Raw genomic sequence first — 15,054 nt, 5'->3', positions numbered from 1 at the left:
CGGTCAGCCGCCGGCGAACGGCGGCATCACGTCGACGAGGCCGACCCCGGCGAGCGACGTCGCACGGTCGCGGGTGGTGACCCCGTCGACGAGGTACGAGCACCGCTCCTGCAGCGCCGCCCAACGCGCCGGGTCGGCGGGGGTCACCTGTCGCAGGGCGTCGTCGAGCGAGTCCGCCGTGACGGTCGTCTCGTCGAGGCCGACGGCGGCCCGGGCGGCGGCGAAGAAGCGCAGCGTGGTCATGTCCTCATCCTCCGATCGCGCTCATGCCCCGCGTCGGGTGCACGAGGCCGTCGGTGTCGTCGCCGTGGTCACGGGGCTTCGCCCACATCGCGCGGCGCCACCGGTCGAGGACGTCGGCGTCGTCGGCTCCGGCGCGCAGGGGGCCGAGCAGGTCGGTCTCGTCGTCCGAGAACAGGCAGCTCCGGACGTGGCCGTCCGCGGTGAGCCGGGTGCGGGTGCAGTCACCGCAGAACGACTCGGTGATGCTCGCGATGACGCCGACCGTGCCGAGGTCCGCGCCCGTCGCCCGCGACCGCACCCGGTACCGCTCGGCCGGGGCGCCGTTCCGCGGGGCCTCGTCGGGCGTCAGGACGTACTCGGCGCCGAGCAGCTCGCGCATCTGCACGGCAGTGATCATCGTCGTGGCGTCCCAGGCGTGGCCGGGGTCGAGCGGCATCTGCTCGATGAACCGCAGCTCGTGGCCGCGTTCCAGGCACCACGCGAGCAGGTCCGTCGCCAGGTGGTCGTTCACCCCGCGCAGCAGGACCGCGTTGATCTTCACGCCGAGGCCGGCGTCCGCGGCGGCGGCGATGCCCTCGAGGACGCGGTCGAGGAACGGACGGCGGGTCACCTCGGCGAAGACGTCCGGGTCGACGGTGTCGAGCGAGACGTTCAGCCGGTGCAGACCGGCGGCGCGCAGGGCGGCGGCACGCCCGGCGAGTCCGATCGCGTTCGTGGTGAGCGACAGCTCGAGGTCGGGGTGGGCGGCCGCGCACCGGGCGACCACGTCGACCAGGTCCTTGCGGAGCAGCGGTTCACCGCCGGTGAAGCGGACCTTGCGGATGCCGAGCTCCCGCGCACCGAGGCCGACGAGCCGGGCGATCTCGTCCGCCGACATGAGGGCGGCGTCGGGCGCGAAGGGGAGCCCCTCGGCCGGCATGCAGTACGTGCAGCGGAGGTTGCAGCGCTCGGTCAGGGACACCCGCAGGTCGACGGCGTGCCGACCGAACCGGTCGACGAGGCCCGGGTCACCCTCGGGCCGTGGCGGGATGCCCGGACGTCCGGTGTCCAGAGGGTGCTGCGGCGCGTCCACCGACCCGGCGCGCACGCGGCTCAGCAGACCCGTCGAGGGGAGCATCTGAGCCGGCATGTCGTCAGGATACGTCGCGAGGACCGTGCCGCTGGTCCAGGGCGGCGGCGGTCCGGGTCGCCGGGCTCCGGCCGAGCAGCCGGTCCCGCCACCGCAGCCAGTCCTCGCGGCGGGTGCGCACCAGGGTCACGACGAGCACGACGGCGATCGCCGCGAGCAGCCACCACCGGTAGGCGACCACCGACGGCCACACCCCGCGCAGCGCGATCGCGAGCGTCAGGGACAGCCACTCCCACCGGCCGGAGAGCACCACGAACGGGATGAGCAGCAGCGCGTACCAGGGGTAGCGCGGGGTCACCGCGAGGAAGGTCACGCCGATCATGAACACCTGGCCGGACCACGGGTTCGCGGGGTCGGACAGTCGCCAGGCGATGACCGCGGCGACGAGGACGATCAGCCCCACCGCGATCGTCGCCGCGTCCCCGGGCAGGACCTCCGCCACCAGCGCGAAGCGCGATCCGTCCTCGTAGCCCTCCTCCGACAGGTAGCCCGGCAGGTACCCGAGCACCTTCGGCCCGGTCGAGAGCACGTACGGCACGTAGAGCAGCCCGAACACGGCGATGCCGACCGGGATCGCCCACCAGCTCCGCCACCGGCCGAGCAGCGCCGGGTAGACGATCGCCGGGATGAGTTTCGTCGCGGTCGCGGCACCGAGCGCGATGCCACCCCAGATCGGCCGGCCGAACGCGACGAGCACGGCACCCGCGGTGGCGAGGGCCGCCCCGACGACGTCGACGTGCGAGTTCGTCACGGCCTCGGCGGCGACGAGTGGCGACCAGGCCCACAGCGCCGCCCACCAGGTCGGACGGCCGATGCGGCGCAGGACGACGAGCAGACCGACGGTCACACCGAGCGAGACGAGCAGTCCGGCGACCTGGAACGGCATGTACTGCGCCGTGACGGGGACGAAGACCCGCACCAGCGCGAACCACAGCTCGGCCATCGGCGGGTAGATCGTCGGCACGTCCGGACGGTTGAGCGCCGTGCAGTGGCCGAGTGCGCCGTCGCCGAGGCCGCGGTACCGCGGCTCGAGGGGCTTGCACGTGCCGTCGACCTTGTCCGGGAAGAGCCAGTCCGGGCGCAGACCTGCCAAAGCTTCGGACTGCGGCGTGTGGGCGTACGGGGACACCCCCGCGTGCTGCACGATGCCGTCCCAGGCGTAGCGTGCGGAGTCGGTGCTCGTGTTCGGCGGTCCGACGAGGGCCGCGATCCCGACCACGACCGCGCCACCGAGGACGACCCGCGTCACGAGGTGCGGCGGCACGAACCTGAGTGCGAGCACCGAGCCCGCGAAGACGGTCCAAGCGATGAGCGTCCACGCGACGAATGGAGAGCGATGACCCTCCCGGAGGAAGCCGAGATGCGTGACACCCACCGCGATGACGACCGCGAGCGCCAGCACGCCGACGACGGCGAGCGCGGTGCTGACCAGCGCGGTACGGGGGAGCCGGCGGCCGGGGCGCAGTCGTTCGCTCATGGTCCGTCGAGGCTAGCGGGCGTGCAGCGCGTGCTGCTGGACGCCCGCGCCGCGATGGCGTCGCCGAACCGCACGGCGCGGTCGGCCGTCGTCACCGGGCGGCTGCTCGGGATCGCGTTCCTGGTGTGCTTCGTCACCGGTGTGTACAGCCACCTGCTGCAGGAACCGCTCGGGTGGATGCGGTTCCCGACCCGGCCCGTGCAGCTCTACCAGGTGACGCAGGGGCTGCACGTCACCGCGGGCATCGCCGCGATCCCACTGCTGCTCGCCAAGCTCAACGTCGTCATGCCTGCGCTGGTCCAGACCCCGCCGGTCCGGAACGTGCTGCACCTGCTCGAACGGCTCTCGATCGCGGTGTTCGTGGCCGCGGCGCTCATCCAGGTCGTCACGGGCCTGCTCAACACGTTCCAGTGGTACCCGTGGCCGTTCCCGTTCCGGCAGGTCCACAACGCCCTCGCCTACGTCATCATCGGGTCGCTCGCGGTGCACATCGGCACGAAGCTCCGCATCATCACGCGGTACTGGCGGCAGCGGGACTCGGTCGACGGACACGGGCGCTTCGTCGTGGACCGGACGGTGGGCAGCGAACTGCCGGACCCCGGCCGGGAGGCCCGTCCCGAATCCGTCTCGGCCCCGCGCGGGTTCGTCGGTCGCCTCCACCGCTGGATCGACGGCGCCCCGTCGGCCGCCGCCACCGGGCCCGACCGGGCTGCGCCGGACCGTGGGACCGAGGCCGACCCGGTCCGGACCGACGGGGCGGACGCGGACCGGGCCTCCCGTCCGGAGTCGGGGTCGGGACCGGGGTCGCCGCGACCCGACGACCGTGCGGCCGCAGCCGACGGAGCGCGACATCGCGTCGCCCGACGGGGGTTCATCGCGGGCGTCACGGCCGCGACCGCCGGGGTCGTCGTCCTCACGGCCGGCCAGTCGTCGGTGCTCGCCGAGCCGTTCAACGTCTTCGCTCCCCGGAAGCGGCACATCGGCCAGAACGGGCTGCCGGTGAACCGGACGGCCCGCGCCGCCGGGGTCCTCGCCACCGCGACGGCCGCCGACTGGGCACTGACCGTCGCCGGCCCGGCCGTCAGCCGGACGTTCTCGCGCGCCGAACTGGTCGCCCTCGGCCAGGCCGAGGCCCGCCTGCCGATCTCGTGCGTGGAGGGATGGAGCCAGATGGCGTCGTGGAAGGGCGTACGGATGCGTGACCTGCTCGCGGCGGTGCAGTCCGGACCGGACGTGCACGTGCGGGTGACGAGTCTGGAGCGGAACGGCAGCTACCGGGTGATGGAGATGGGCCCCGAGTACACGGCTGACCCGACCACACTGGTGGCCCTCGAACTCAACGGCGAGAAGCTCGACCTGGAGCACGGGTTCCCGGCGCGCATCATCGCCCCCGGACGTCCCGGCGTCCTGCAGACGAAGTGGATCGAGCGGATCGAGGTCATCCAGTGAGCGCCACCGACACCGGCCGGCGCGTCCGGACCACCCAGGTCGTGCTCGTCGTGCTCGGCGTGCTCGTCATGGCGTTCGGCGCGTGGGTGCTGCTGACCTCGGTGCGGCCGAACCGCATCGGCGGGCTCGTCGTCTGGCTGCTCGCCGCGGTGGTGCTGCACGACGCCGTCCTGTCCCCGTTCGTGCTGGCCGTCGGCGCCGGACTCCGGCGGGCGGGACGGGCGCTGCGCGTCTGGGTGCTCGTCGTCGTCCAGGCCGCGGTCGTGCTCGGGAGCGTCCTCGCCCTGGTCGTCGTGCCGGAGATCGTCGCGAAGTCCGAGGGGACGAAGAACCCGACGGTCCTGCCGTTCGACTACACGGCGCGGTTGCTCGTCGTCGAGGGCGTGCTCGTCGCCGTCGTGGTGGCCGCGCTGGTGGTCGGGGCGATGACGGCTCGGCGTCGGGCGGACCGACCTGTGGTTGCAGCGACAACCTCTCCGTAGGATGAACCCGTGACCGACGACACGCCCTGGCTCTCCCGCGAGCAGCTCCGTGCCTGGATGGGCTTCGTCGCCGTGATGGAGCTGCTGCCCGCGGCACTCGACCAGCAGCTCCAGCGGGATGCCGACCTGACACTCTTCGACTACATGGTCATCGCGATGCTGTCCGAGCGGGAGTCGCGGACCCTCCGGATGTCGGTCCTCGCCTCGGCCACGAACGCGTCCCTCCCGAGGCTGTCGCACGTCGTGTCCCGCCTCGAGAAGCGCGGACTCGTCGCCCGGTGCCCGTCCTCCGAGGACCGCCGTGCCACCGACGTCCGGCTCACCGACGCCGGGTTCGACCACATCGTCGCCGCCGCGCCGGACCACGTCCGGACCGCCCGTCGGCTGGTGATCGACGCGCTCACCGACGAGCAGGTGGCCGAACTCGACACGATCTCCCGGGTGCTCCTGACCCGCGTCGATCCCGACGGGCGTTTCGCTGCCGTCAGCAACATGCCCGGACGTGACCGTGACGACGAGACCGGGCCGTCCTGCGACGACGTGGTCTCCGACACGGCGATGTGCGAGGCACGGTTGACCGGCACCGCCGACGACTCCTTCCCCGGCACCGTCGACGGCATCGGGTACCGCGCGGCCACCGCCGACGACGTGCCCCTGCTCCGGCGAGCGACCCTCGACGCGATGAACTGGTCGGGGGAGCGGTTCGCCGACGCCGACCTCGACCGGCCCGAGTTCGCCCACTACTTCGACGTGTTCGACCCCGACCGGCCCGACGGCCCCGACCTCGGAGTCGTGGCGACCGACGACCAGGGACCGGTCGGCGTCGCGTGGGCGGTGCACCTGCCCGCCGAGGACGCCGGGTACGGGTTCGTCGGCGAGGACGTGCCCGAACTCACCCTCGCCCTCGATGCCCGGGCACGCGGCCGCGGGATCGGCTCGGCGCTGCTCACCCGGCTCGTCGCCGCAGCACGGGACGCCGGGTGGCCCGGGATGAGCCTGAGCGTCGAGGACGGCAACACCGGCGCGCGCATCCTCTACGAACGAGCGGGGTTCCGGACCGTCGGACGGAACGGCGACTCGGACACCATGCAGCTCGTCCTCTGAGCGGTGGACCGGGCACCGCGCGCCGATAGGCTCGCCGGTATGAGCCAGGCCGCCGACCCCCCGTCCGAGACCTACAGCTACCTCGGACCGGCCGGGACCTTCACCGAGGCGGCGCTCAAGCTCGTCGAGGCCGCCGTCGGCAAGCCCTGGCGCAGCGTCAACAACGTCGGCGAGGCGCTCGACGACGTCGTGACCGGCCGCTCGGTCGGTGCCGTGATCGCGATCGAGAACAGCGTCGACGGCGGGGTCAGCGCCACGCAGGACGCCCTCGCCCGGATCCCCGGCGTGCGGATCGTGGGGGAGTACCTCGTCCCCGTCGACTTCGTGCTCGTCGCCCGACCCGGCACGTCGCTGGCGGACGTCCGCACCGTGAACGCGCACCCCGTCGCCTACGCCCAGACGCACCACTGGCTCGAGGCGAACCTGCCGGGACACGGGCACATCCCGGCCTCCTCGAACGTCGCCGCGGCGGCCGTGCTCCTCGACGACCACCCGACCGCGGACGCCGCCGTCGCCCCGCCCGGCATCACGGACCACTACGACCTCGCCGTGCTCGCGGACTCGATCGGCGACAACGCGAGCGCCGTCACGCGGTTCGTGCTCGTCTCGAAGACCCTGGCGATCCCGCCGCGGACCGGGTCCGACAAGACGAGCGTCATCGTCGAACTGCCCGCGGACCACCCCGGCGCCCTCGTCGACATGCTCGAGCAGTTCGCCACCCGGGGCATCAACATGGGGCTGCTGTCCTCGCGGCCGATCGGGGACGAGCTCGGTCGCTACCGGTTCGTCATCGACCTGGACGGCCACGTGCGTGACGAACGCGTCGCGGACGCCCTGCTCGGTCTCCGCCGGTTCAGCCCGCGCGTGACGTTCCTCGGCTCGTACCCGCGGGCGGACGGCCTGCGCTCCGAGGTGTCACCCCGCTACTCCGACCAGGCGTTCGTCGAGGCGCGCGACTGGCTGCGCGCGATCGTGAGCGGGGAGCCGGACGCGGGCTGAGCCTCCCGTCCGGCACCCCCGCCCGTGGTCAGCGGCGGCGGGTCGCCCGCGTCTGGTCCTCCGGACCGGCCACACGGACCGTCAGGCCGCCCGCGTCGATCTTCGCCCGGAAGGCCCGGACCTCGCCCACCGGGTCGCCGTCGATCTCGAACTCGTCCGGACGCTCGAGACGCGCGGTGAACTCCTCGCCGCGCAGGTAGCGCAGGGGACGTTCGTCGCGGGTCTTCGTGACGATGGTCCTGCCGATCTCGGTCTTGCCGAGCGCGGAGCGTCGGAAACGACGGAGGATCGCGTTCTCCCAGAACACGCGGGCCCCGATCCGGACCCACCCGAAGAACCCGTGCGGACGCATCACGACGACGTCGAAGTACCCGTCGTCGATCTCGGCGTCCGGCAGCAGGGTCGCGCCGGCCTGGAGCATGCCGCAGTTGCCGACGATGAGGGAGTGGGCGCGGACGGACCGCGTGCTCTGGCCGTCCAGGCGGTAGCGGAACTCGAAGGCGTCGGCGTCCCGCAGCGACCGGACCAGCGAGTCGACGTAGGCGAGCCAACCCACCTTCTTCTTCAGGTCGTCGTTCGTGTTCACGAGCATGCGGGCGTCGAGCCCGAGACCGGCCATCACGAGGAAGCCGAACTGCTCACGGGAGCCGTCCGGACGCTCGACGTGCACCGTGCCGATGTCGATCTTGCGGTCCTCGCCGTGGAAGATCGTGTGCGCGCTCGCCCCGAGGTCGTCGATCGGCGCGGGGATGTTGCGCGCGAGCAGGTTGCCTGTGCCGCTCGGCAGCAGGGCGAGCGCGGCGTCCGAGCCGTGCACGACCTCGGCGACCGCGCGGACGGTGCCGTCACCACCGGCCGCGGCGATGACGTCGGCACCGGCTTCCAGGGCCTCGCGCGCCATGCCGCCGCCCGGGTCCTCCTCGCTCGTGGCGTACCACTTCGTCTCCGCCCAGCCGGCCTCGCGCTGGTACCGGTTCACGGTGCGCTTCAGGGTCGGCAGGTGGACCTTGACGGGGTTGTAGATGACTGCGGCGGTGCGCTGCTCGGTGGCGAGGGCGTCCTCCGGCACAGGGGTGGCATCCGAGGGCGTCGACATGGACACAACGCTACCGGGCACCGGCTGCGCGGTCCGGAACAACCAAGTGCGGTGTGACTCCACACCGCAGGGTCCGGACCGAGGCGGCAGCGGCGGGCCGGCCGCGTCGACGGCGACCGGCGCGACCGGACGCACCACGGGCCTCCCGTCGGGCCGTTCACCGGTCGGCCATGCCCGGCTCGCTAAGCTGGGCCGGTGATCGACCCCCAGCTGTTGCGCGACGACCCGGACCTCATCAAGGCCTCGCAGGCGGCGCGCGGCGCCTCCGTCGACGTCGTCGACCAGGCCGTCGCCGCCGACTCCGCCCGACGCAGTGCCATCACCTCGTTCGAAGCGCTCCGCGCCGAGCAGAACGCGTTCGGCAAGACCGTGGCGAAGGCCCCGAAGGACGAGAAGGCCGCGCTCGTGCAGCAGGCGCAGGCGCTCGCCGCGAAGGTGAAGGAGGCGCAGGCCTCGGTCACCGCCGCCGAGGACACCTTCAACTCCGTCGTCCGTGCCATCCCCAACGTCGTGCTGCCGGACGTGCCCGCCGGTGGCGAGGACGACTTCGTCACCCTCCGCACCGTCGGCGCGAAGCCGGAGTTCACCTTCGAGCCGAAGGACCACGCGGACCTCGGCGAGTCCCTCGGCATCATCGACATCGCCCGCGGCGTCAAGGTGTCCGGATCGCGGTTCTACTTCCTCAAGGGGATGGGGGCCCGGCTCGAGATCGCGCTCATGTCACTCGGCCTCGACCGCGCCGTCGCGCACGGGTTCGAGCCCCTGATCACCCCGACGCTCGTGCGCCCCGAGACGATGGCCGGCACCGGCTTCCTCGGCGAGCACGCTGCCGAGGTCTACCGGCTCGAGGCCGACGACCTGTACCTGACCGGCACGAGCGAGGTCGCCCTGGCCGGCTACCACGCCGACGAGATCCTGCAGTTCCCGTCCGAGGACGACCAGGCCCTCCGCTACGCCGGCTGGTCGACCTGCTACCGGCGCGAGGCCGGGTCGGCGGGCAAGGACAACCGCGGCATCCTCCGCGTGCACCAGTTCAACAAGCTCGAGATGTTCGCCTACGTCCACCCCGACCGGGCCGACGCCGAGCATCAGCGGCTCGTGTCGTACCAGGAGTCGATGTTGCAGGACCTCGGGCTGCACTACCGCGTGATCGAGACCGCGGCCGGGGACCTCGGCACGAGTGCGGCGCGCAAGTACGACCTCGAGGCGTGGGTCCCGACGCAGGGCACCTTCCGCGAGCTGACCTCGACGTCGAACTGCACCACGTTCCAGGCCCGCCGTCTGGACATCCGGTACCGCACGGAGAGCGGGAAGACCGCTCCCGTCGCGACCCTGAACGGCACGCTCGCGACCACGCGCTGGCTCGTCGCGATCCTCGAGACGCACCAGCAGGAGGACGGCTCCGTCGTCGTCCCCGAGGTGCTCCGTCCGTACCTGGGCGGCGTCGAGGTGATCGAGCCCCGATGAGCTCCTCACGCGGCTTCGTGGACGGGTCCGACGCGGCATCGGGTCGGGACGCCCCCGCACCCGCGCGCGTGAAGCGCTGGCTCGTCGCGCTCGACATCGACGGGACGACCATGCGCGAGGACGGCGTCATCACCGACACCGTCATGCAGGCCGTCCGCGACGCCGAGGCCGCCGGGCACGAGGTCATGCTCTCCACCGGCCGCAGCGAGGGCATGACCGTCCCGCTGCTCGAACAGCTCGGCATCCAGCCGCAGTACCTCGTCTGCGCGAACGGTGCGCTCACGCTCAAGCGCACGGCGGACGGTGCCTACGAGCGCGTCCACGTCGAGACCTTCGACCCGACGGAGGTGCTGCAGACCATCCGCGGTGCCCTGCAGAACGGGGCGTACGGCGTCGAGGACGAGACCGGCCACTACCTGCTGTCCGGCGACTTCCCCGACGACACCATGACCGCCTCCGGCGACCACGTCGACTTCGCACAGCTGCTGAACGTCCGCGCCACCCGCGTCGTCGTCATCTCGCCGGAGCACGGGCTCGAGGAGTTCCTGCAGATCGTCGACCGGATGGGCCTGCACAAGGTCTCGTACACCGTCGGCTGGACCGCGTGGCTCGACATCGCGCCCGAGGGTGTCACGAAGGCGACCGCCATGGAGCGCGTCCGAGAGTGGCTGGACATCCCGCGCTCCCGCGTCTTCGCCGCCGGTGACGGCCGCAACGACATCGACATGCTGCGGTGGGCCTCCACCTCGGGTCGCGGTGTCGTGATGGGGCAGGCGCCGGACGACGTCGTCGACGCCGGGAACGAGATGACGGGCGGCGTCACGGACGACGGCCTGGCGGCGGCGCTCGACACCCTGCCGCGCTGAGGCGCTTCCGGGCGCTCCGCGGGCGGACTGGAGGCCCGGTAGACTGCACGGGACGCGGTCACGTCTCGCCACGTGGTCGCGTCACGGAGGGTTGTCCGAGTGGCCGATGGAGCCTGTCTTGAAAACAGGTGGGCAGAGATGTCTCGTGGGTTCGAATCCCACCCCCTCCGCCAAAGAACCCCAGGTCAGGCCGTAGTTAGTGGGATCAACCACAGTGGATGCCACCGTTCTCTGCCACAACGGCGCGGATCAGTGCTGTGGCAGCGTGGCAGCCAATGGTCGCGTAAGTGACCGTTTGGGCTTATTCTTGCCACATGACCGCAACGACAGCAGTCCTCCTGTTCTTCTTCGTTCTGAGTACCTGGAACCGTCTAGACCGGTTGGAACAGGCAGCCAACCTGATCCCCGGGCGGTGGCAGCGGTGAGCGCGGGCACCCCGGAGCAGATGCGCGCGCTGGCGGCCCGGGCGGAACAGTCCGCAACCGGGTACGACACCATCGCGAACGGATGGATCGACGAAGCTGAGGCGGCTTTGCGTGTCGCACCTGACGAACTAGACCGACGGCTTGCGGGAGAGAACTGGTTCCACAAGTGCATGGAATCTCGTGGTGAGAGCAACCGCCTGCGTGCCGTGATCGAGAACGCACCGCACACCAACTCTTGCCACACCAACCGGGTCTACCCAACAGCTGTCGAGATCGTTGATGGCACGTGGAACGGAGCGCAGTGCACCTGCTGGAAGGCGGACGCGCTGTGAGCGAACGAGTGCACTACCTGTCGTGCGCACCGGAGTCGTACGACAGCACCGCAATCTATGGCGTGTTCGACACGTGGCCGGAAGCGCGCGATGCGGCAATGAACGCCGAATACGTCAGCACGAGCTCCGAGATTCAGGAATGGGTAGGCGGCGAGCTGCTGCGCACCTGGCAGCGCTGGGGCAATGAGTGGCGCACCGGCTACGGGGACGACGATGAGGTGCGCTACTGATGCCGCACGCCGCTAGCCTCCGCATCCGCCCCACCGCGCGAGGCATTACGTACGACGTCCGGTACAGGCTAGACGGGGCGCAGAAGACACTCGCGTTCCCGAACAACGAGACGCAGGCACGCGACTTCCTCGGCATCGTCCGTCAGCACGGCCCGGAGTTCGCTCTGTCGTGGGTGAAGCGTGACGTTGGACCGAAGACGCCGACCGTGGCCGAGTACGCGGAAACGTACATCGCCTCCAAGTCCGGCGTGGAGGGGAAGACGCTCGACCACTACCGCATGTTCATGCGTCGCTCGATCGGCCCGTGGATGGGGCACCTGCCGCTCAACATGGTGACGCCGGAGACGATCGCCGGGTGGATCAACGAACAAAGCGCACCGACACGTGAAGTGGACGGGAAACTGCCCAAGCCGCTCGGTGCGAAGACGATCAAGAACCGCCACGGGTTCCTCTACGCCATGTTCCAGCACGCCGTCCAACGCGGCGTCGTCGACCGGAACCCATGCGAGGGCAGCAACATGCCGTCGTCCGAGTCGCGTGAGATGACGTTCCTGTCCGGCGACGAGTACACCCGGCTGCTGTCGTTCATCCCGCCGTACTGGCAGCCGCTCGTGCAGACGCTCGCCGGCACCGGAATGCGCTGGTCTGAGGCAACAGCGCTGCGTCCCGGTGACTTCGACCTCGAGGCCGGCGTTGTCCGCGTGTCCCGAGCATGGAAGGACAGCCAAGCGAAGGGCCGCTACCTGGGTGCGCCGAAGACCAGCCGGTCGAAGCGCACCATCTCCCTACCCAGCGGCCTCATCGCCCTCCTCCGCCCGCTCGTGGAGCAGCGTGGGGAGCTCGTGTTTACCAACCGGCACGGGGCCGCGATCCTGCAGCAGACGTTCCACAAGGAAGTGTGGGCACCCGCACGGAACCTCGCCAACGGACGGCCCGCGTTCGACATCGCGAAGGACCACAAGCCGCACTGGGTGCCGAACAGGGGAGGCTACGAATGGCACGCGGAACCGGCAGCGGAGGGGGAGCGGATCCACAAGGAGCCCCGCATTCACGATCTCCGGCACTCCCACGCGTCGTGGCTGATCAACGCCGGCGTACCACTGCCCGTCATCCAACGGCGGCTAGGGCACGAGTCCATCACCACCACCGTGGACCGGTACGGGCACCTGTCTCCGGACAACCTGACGCTCGCAGCTCAGGCGACGCAGGTGGCGATGGCTGGTGCGCTGCCCGAGATCGAGTCGTGACTATCCACCCGCGAGAAGGGGGTTGCCACTGTCAGTAGTCGAACGTATGTTCGAACGCATCACAAGGACTCGAGAGAGGATCAGCAAGTGGGGACCCTGGACCAAGCGCACGACCAAGGCGTCATCATCGGCATCGCCGCCGAACGCGCCGGCATGACACTGAGCGACCGCGACAACCCGAGCGTCACGGAACTCGCATGGGAAGCACGACGACTCGGAGTCAGCATGTGCACCCTGTTCGACACAGCGGACACCGCAGTCAGCTGCTGAACGTACGAAGAAGCCCCCCGGCCTAACCGGCCGGGGGGCTTCCTTCGTTATTGGGGGGGGCGCTATTCGCCGACCGTCGCCTCGACGCGGGTGATGATCTCCTGCGCGTCAACACCGAGCGCGTCCGCGATAAGGATCAGGTGCTTCGCGCGCAGGTCCCGCTCACCGTCGAAGAGACGGAACAGGGTGCGCTTGTTGATGCCAGTCTTCGCGGCGATCTCGTCGAACCCGATCTGCTTGCGTCCCCGCTCGGCGCGCAGCTCGGCAGCGAACGCGGCGGTGTACGGGTCGATCTCAGCAGGGGTCTCGTTGGTCACGTCGGACACTATATGGCCCATTCTGGTCGCCGCGCAAGTGAACAGACGGGTCTTTCTGTCCGCAGTTTTGTCCCCCGAATTGCCGACAGAACCGGTTGCCAGGTGACCAAACGGTCACTACAGTGAACGTATGGACACCGCGACGTGGATCAACCAAGAGATCGGCAACCGCGTCACGTCCTCGATGGAGCAAGCAGGCATCAACCGAAGCCAACTCGCCAACGCTACCGGAATCGCCCGAACCACCCTCAACCGCGCACTCAACGGCAACGGACCCGGATTCCGCATGCTCGAGCTCATCGTCATCGGAAAAGCCCTCAACCAGGACTACACCGAATGGCTCCCCATCCCCGACCTACAGGCGGCGGGATGAGCAACCTCCAGGACATGAACACCGCCGACGAAGCCGCCGAATACCTGCGACTCACACCCGACAAGCTCAAACGCATGGCCCGATCGAAGCAGATCGGCCACATCCGAGTCGGCCGCGACTACATCTTCCCCCGAGACGCAATCGAACTCTGGAAGACCAACAACACGGTCGAACCCCTCCCCACCACTAACCCGTGGGGCATCTCCGACAGCTCACTCCGGCGACTCCGCCAGAGCTAGTCACATCTTCCGCAAGCGCGCCGTACGGACGGCGCTGCTTGTGGTGCCCGGAAACGGGCGACGACATAGCTCCGCTGGGGATGGCTACCAAGCCCCGACTCCCAGCGCCGGCAACGGGTTCGAGCAACACACAGGGGAAGCAAGGCAGTAGAGCGGGCGGGCGCCGTGGTGGGCGCGGCCGTCATTCCTCCTTGCAGCAGCAACACCAAGAACATCGGTCAGCAGTACGGGAGCCACGAACCGGACAGTCGCCATCGGCGAACGTGCACTCCTACACCCACGCAGTCAAGGGCTACCGGGCCTGGCGTGGAGGACGGGCTGACCAGCCCCCGAACCCGGTACCCAAACCCGGTCGTCCGTTGTGATGTTAGGCGCGGCGGGGGCACATGAAACAACTCATCATCACGCGGGGCATCCCCGCTTCTGGCAAGTCGACCTGGGCGAAGGAGTGGGTGGCGGAAGACCCCGACCACCGGGTGCGAGTCAACCGTGACGAGCTCCGGCACATGTTGTTCAACAAGTGGCACGGGGTGAACGAAGACGTGGTTACGTCGGTCGAACGCGCTGCGGTCATCGCCGCAATCAGGTCCGGGCAGTCAGTTGTCGTGGACGCGACACATCTGCACCCCCGATCGCTGCGTCCTTGGTTGGACATGGCTGACCGGTTCTCAGCGTTGTTCGTCGTCCGTGATTTCGACGTGCCCGACGAGGAAGCAATCGAGCGTGACGCCAATCGCGCGAAGCCAGTCGGCGGCGACGTCATTCGAATAATGCGCGAAAAGCGCAACCGACTGCAGATCTCATAGGTCGACCAGCCCTGGCAGGCGTACCGCGGATCGTTCCCGCGGCAGGGACGGAGGAACCAATGCCATTCGCAAGCAGAACAGCACGCAACGCCTACTACCGGCAGTGGCGCGCCAACCGACGTCAGGCATGGATCGCCGAGCAGGGCGGCTGTTGCGCGTCCTGCGGAAGCGTCAGCCAGCTCGAGGTCGATCATGTCGACCCCACCCGCAAGTCCTTGAACGTTCGCGACGTTTGGTCCTTGTCCGCGCATCGGCGCAACGCGGAACTGGTCAAGTGCCAGGTGCTGTGCCATGACTGCCACGCCCGCAAGACCAACCCGCCGCCCGACCTCACACATGGGACGAACTCGGGATACAAGACCCGCGGTTGCAGGTGCGACGCCTGCACCGCCTGGAACCGCGAGCGCGTCCGGCAGCAGCGTGCGCGCCGCGCAGCTTGAACCACCACCAGCCCCCGAGTCGCATCCGGGATCGTCCGCGTTCGAGTCGCGGCGGGGGCACTG

At 70.0% G+C, this 15,054-nt stretch carries 19 protein-coding genes and 1 tRNA gene; 15 read left to right on the top strand and 5 right to left on the bottom strand.

Annotated features, from left to right (window positions below; translation table 11 throughout):
• Positions 1-3: 3 nt before the first annotated feature.
• The 3 genes from DEJ18_RS12580 to DEJ18_RS12570 are packed head-to-tail and all read right to left on the bottom strand — an operon-like array spanning position 4 to position 2,849.
• Positions 4-243: a MoaD/ThiS family protein gene (locus DEJ18_RS12580; protein WP_111081531.1), complete on the bottom strand. Its 240-nt coding sequence runs from the start codon at positions 241-243 to the stop codon at positions 4-6.
• A 4-nt stretch (positions 244-247) separates the two neighbouring features.
• A complete protein-coding gene (gene moaA, locus DEJ18_RS12575; RefSeq protein WP_258376931.1) occupies positions 248-1,372 on the bottom strand; it encodes a GTP 3',8-cyclase MoaA in 1,125 nt (374 codons plus the stop codon).
• 4 nt (positions 1,373-1,376) lie between these two features.
• Positions 1,377-2,849: a glycosyltransferase 87 family protein gene (locus DEJ18_RS12570; protein ID WP_111210577.1), complete on the bottom strand. Its 1,473-nt coding sequence runs from the start codon at positions 2,847-2,849 to the stop codon at positions 1,377-1,379.
• A gap of 21 nt (positions 2,850-2,870) precedes the next feature.
• On the opposite strand from DEJ18_RS12570, the gene DEJ18_RS12565 reads away from it, so the two are divergent.
• Genes DEJ18_RS12565 through pheA form a run of 4 tightly spaced genes read left to right on the top strand, consistent with a single transcriptional unit; the run spans position 2,871 to position 6,883 of the window.
• Positions 2,871-4,298 (top strand): molybdopterin-dependent oxidoreductase, encoded by a 1,428-nt coding sequence (locus tag DEJ18_RS12565; protein ID WP_181434192.1) that lies wholly within the window; start codon positions 2,871-2,873, stop codon positions 4,296-4,298.
• Positions 4,295-4,780 (top strand): hypothetical protein, encoded by a 486-nt coding sequence (locus DEJ18_RS12560; protein ID WP_111210578.1) that lies wholly within the window; start codon positions 4,295-4,297, stop codon positions 4,778-4,780. The genes DEJ18_RS12565 and DEJ18_RS12560 overlap by 4 nt, the downstream gene beginning before the upstream one ends.
• Before the next feature lie 9 nt (positions 4,781-4,789).
• On the top strand, positions 4,790-5,884 hold the full coding sequence (locus tag DEJ18_RS15915) for a GNAT family N-acetyltransferase (RefSeq protein WP_349775050.1): 1,095 nt from the start codon (positions 4,790-4,792) through the stop codon (positions 5,882-5,884).
• A gap of 39 nt (positions 5,885-5,923) precedes the next feature.
• A complete protein-coding gene (pheA, locus tag DEJ18_RS12545) occupies positions 5,924-6,883 on the top strand; it encodes a prephenate dehydratase (RefSeq protein ID WP_111210579.1) in 960 nt (319 codons plus the stop codon).
• 28 nt (positions 6,884-6,911) lie between these two features.
• On the opposite strand, the gene DEJ18_RS12540 is transcribed toward pheA, so the two are convergent.
• Complete coding sequence (locus tag DEJ18_RS12540) at positions 6,912-7,979, bottom strand: diacylglycerol/lipid kinase family protein (protein WP_111210580.1); 1,068 nt, start codon at positions 7,977-7,979, stop codon at positions 6,912-6,914.
• A 195-nt stretch (positions 7,980-8,174) separates the two neighbouring features.
• On the opposite strand from DEJ18_RS12540, the gene serS reads away from it, so the two are divergent.
• The 7 genes from serS (at position 8,175) to DEJ18_RS12505 (ending at position 12,816) form a co-directional block, all read left to right on the top strand.
• On the top strand, positions 8,175-9,446 hold the full coding sequence (gene serS / locus DEJ18_RS12535; protein WP_111210581.1) for a serine--tRNA ligase: 1,272 nt from the start codon (positions 8,175-8,177) through the stop codon (positions 9,444-9,446).
• Entirely contained in the window at positions 9,443-10,312 is an 870-nt protein-coding gene (locus DEJ18_RS12530) for an HAD family hydrolase (protein WP_111210582.1), read from the top strand. The genes serS and DEJ18_RS12530 overlap by 4 nt, the downstream gene beginning before the upstream one ends.
• 85 nt (positions 10,313-10,397) lie before the next feature.
• Positions 10,398-10,485 (top strand) — tRNA-Ser (locus DEJ18_RS12525).
• Positions 10,486-10,733: 248 nt separating this feature from the next.
• Complete coding sequence (locus tag DEJ18_RS12520; protein ID WP_146241558.1) at positions 10,734-11,069, top strand: hypothetical protein; 336 nt, start codon at positions 10,734-10,736, stop codon at positions 11,067-11,069.
• Complete coding sequence (locus DEJ18_RS12515; protein ID WP_146241559.1) at positions 11,066-11,299, top strand: hypothetical protein; 234 nt, start codon at positions 11,066-11,068, stop codon at positions 11,297-11,299. The genes DEJ18_RS12520 and DEJ18_RS12515 overlap by 4 nt, the downstream gene beginning before the upstream one ends.
• Positions 11,299-12,546 (top strand): tyrosine-type recombinase/integrase, encoded by a 1,248-nt coding sequence (locus tag DEJ18_RS12510; RefSeq protein WP_146241560.1) that lies wholly within the window; start codon positions 11,299-11,301, stop codon positions 12,544-12,546. Before DEJ18_RS12515 ends, DEJ18_RS12510 begins: the two co-directional genes overlap by 1 nt.
• Positions 12,547-12,633: 87 nt before the next feature.
• The gene (locus tag DEJ18_RS12505) at positions 12,634-12,816 is read left to right on the top strand and encodes a hypothetical protein (RefSeq protein ID WP_111210584.1); all 183 of its coding nucleotides are present in this window, start codon (positions 12,634-12,636) and stop codon (positions 12,814-12,816) included.
• A gap of 62 nt (positions 12,817-12,878) precedes the next feature.
• Here the strand turns inward: DEJ18_RS12505 and DEJ18_RS12500 are convergent, their stop codons facing one another.
• On the bottom strand, positions 12,879-13,133 hold the full coding sequence (locus DEJ18_RS12500) for a helix-turn-helix domain-containing protein (protein ID WP_181434193.1): 255 nt from the start codon (positions 13,131-13,133) through the stop codon (positions 12,879-12,881).
• 130 nt (positions 13,134-13,263) lie between these two features.
• Between DEJ18_RS12500 and DEJ18_RS12495 the strand changes: the two genes are divergently transcribed.
• From DEJ18_RS12495 to DEJ18_RS12480, 4 genes are all read left to right on the top strand, one after another.
• On the top strand, positions 13,264-13,506 hold the full coding sequence (locus DEJ18_RS12495; protein WP_111210586.1) for a helix-turn-helix domain-containing protein: 243 nt from the start codon (positions 13,264-13,266) through the stop codon (positions 13,504-13,506).
• Positions 13,503-13,745 (top strand): helix-turn-helix domain-containing protein, encoded by a 243-nt coding sequence (locus DEJ18_RS12490; RefSeq protein WP_181434194.1) that lies wholly within the window; start codon positions 13,503-13,505, stop codon positions 13,743-13,745. The genes DEJ18_RS12495 and DEJ18_RS12490 overlap by 4 nt, the downstream gene beginning before the upstream one ends.
• 386 nt (positions 13,746-14,131) lie before the next feature.
• Complete coding sequence (locus tag DEJ18_RS12485) at positions 14,132-14,551, top strand: AAA family ATPase (protein ID WP_111210588.1); 420 nt, start codon at positions 14,132-14,134, stop codon at positions 14,549-14,551.
• Between the two features lie 59 nt (positions 14,552-14,610).
• Entirely contained in the window at positions 14,611-14,991 is a 381-nt protein-coding gene (locus tag DEJ18_RS12480) for an HNH endonuclease (RefSeq protein WP_146241561.1), read from the top strand.
• Positions 14,992-15,054: the final 63 nt, after the last annotated feature.

It is taken from the genome of Curtobacterium sp. MCSS17_015 (genome assembly GCF_003234265.2).
Lineage (GTDB): Bacteria > Actinomycetota > Actinomycetes > Actinomycetales > Microbacteriaceae > Curtobacterium.
Note: the sequence above shows the minus strand (reverse complement) of the source record. Positions and strands in the feature narration are given on the sequence as shown.

Bases quoted from the DNA above. Each gene is read 5' to 3' on its own strand.
- DEJ18_RS12580 (WP_111081531.1), bottom strand. From the start codon at position 243: ATGACCACGCTGCGCTTCTTCGCCGCCGCCCGGGCCGCCGTCGGCCTC.
- moaA (WP_258376931.1), bottom strand. From the start codon at position 1,372: ATGCCGGCTCAGATGCTCCCCTCGACGGGTCTGCTGAGCCGCGTGCGC.
- DEJ18_RS12570 (WP_111210577.1), bottom strand. From the start codon at position 2,849: ATGAGCGAACGACTGCGCCCCGGCCGCCGGCTCCCCCGTACCGCGCTG.
- pheA (WP_111210579.1), top strand. From the start codon at position 5,924: ATGAGCCAGGCCGCCGACCCCCCGTCCGAGACCTACAGCTACCTCGGA.
- DEJ18_RS12540 (WP_111210580.1), bottom strand. From the start codon at position 7,979: ATGTCGACGCCCTCGGATGCCACCCCTGTGCCGGAGGACGCCCTCGCC.
- DEJ18_RS12530 (WP_111210582.1), top strand. From the start codon at position 9,443: ATGAGCTCCTCACGCGGCTTCGTGGACGGGTCCGACGCGGCATCGGGT.
- DEJ18_RS12510 (WP_146241560.1), top strand. From the start codon at position 11,299: ATGCCGCACGCCGCTAGCCTCCGCATCCGCCCCACCGCGCGAGGCATT.
- DEJ18_RS12495 (WP_111210586.1), top strand. From the start codon at position 13,264: ATGGACACCGCGACGTGGATCAACCAAGAGATCGGCAACCGCGTCACG.
- DEJ18_RS12490 (WP_181434194.1), top strand. From the start codon at position 13,503: ATGAGCAACCTCCAGGACATGAACACCGCCGACGAAGCCGCCGAATAC.
- DEJ18_RS12485 (WP_111210588.1), top strand. From the start codon at position 14,132: ATGAAACAACTCATCATCACGCGGGGCATCCCCGCTTCTGGCAAGTCG.
- DEJ18_RS12480 (WP_146241561.1), top strand. From the start codon at position 14,611: ATGCCATTCGCAAGCAGAACAGCACGCAACGCCTACTACCGGCAGTGG.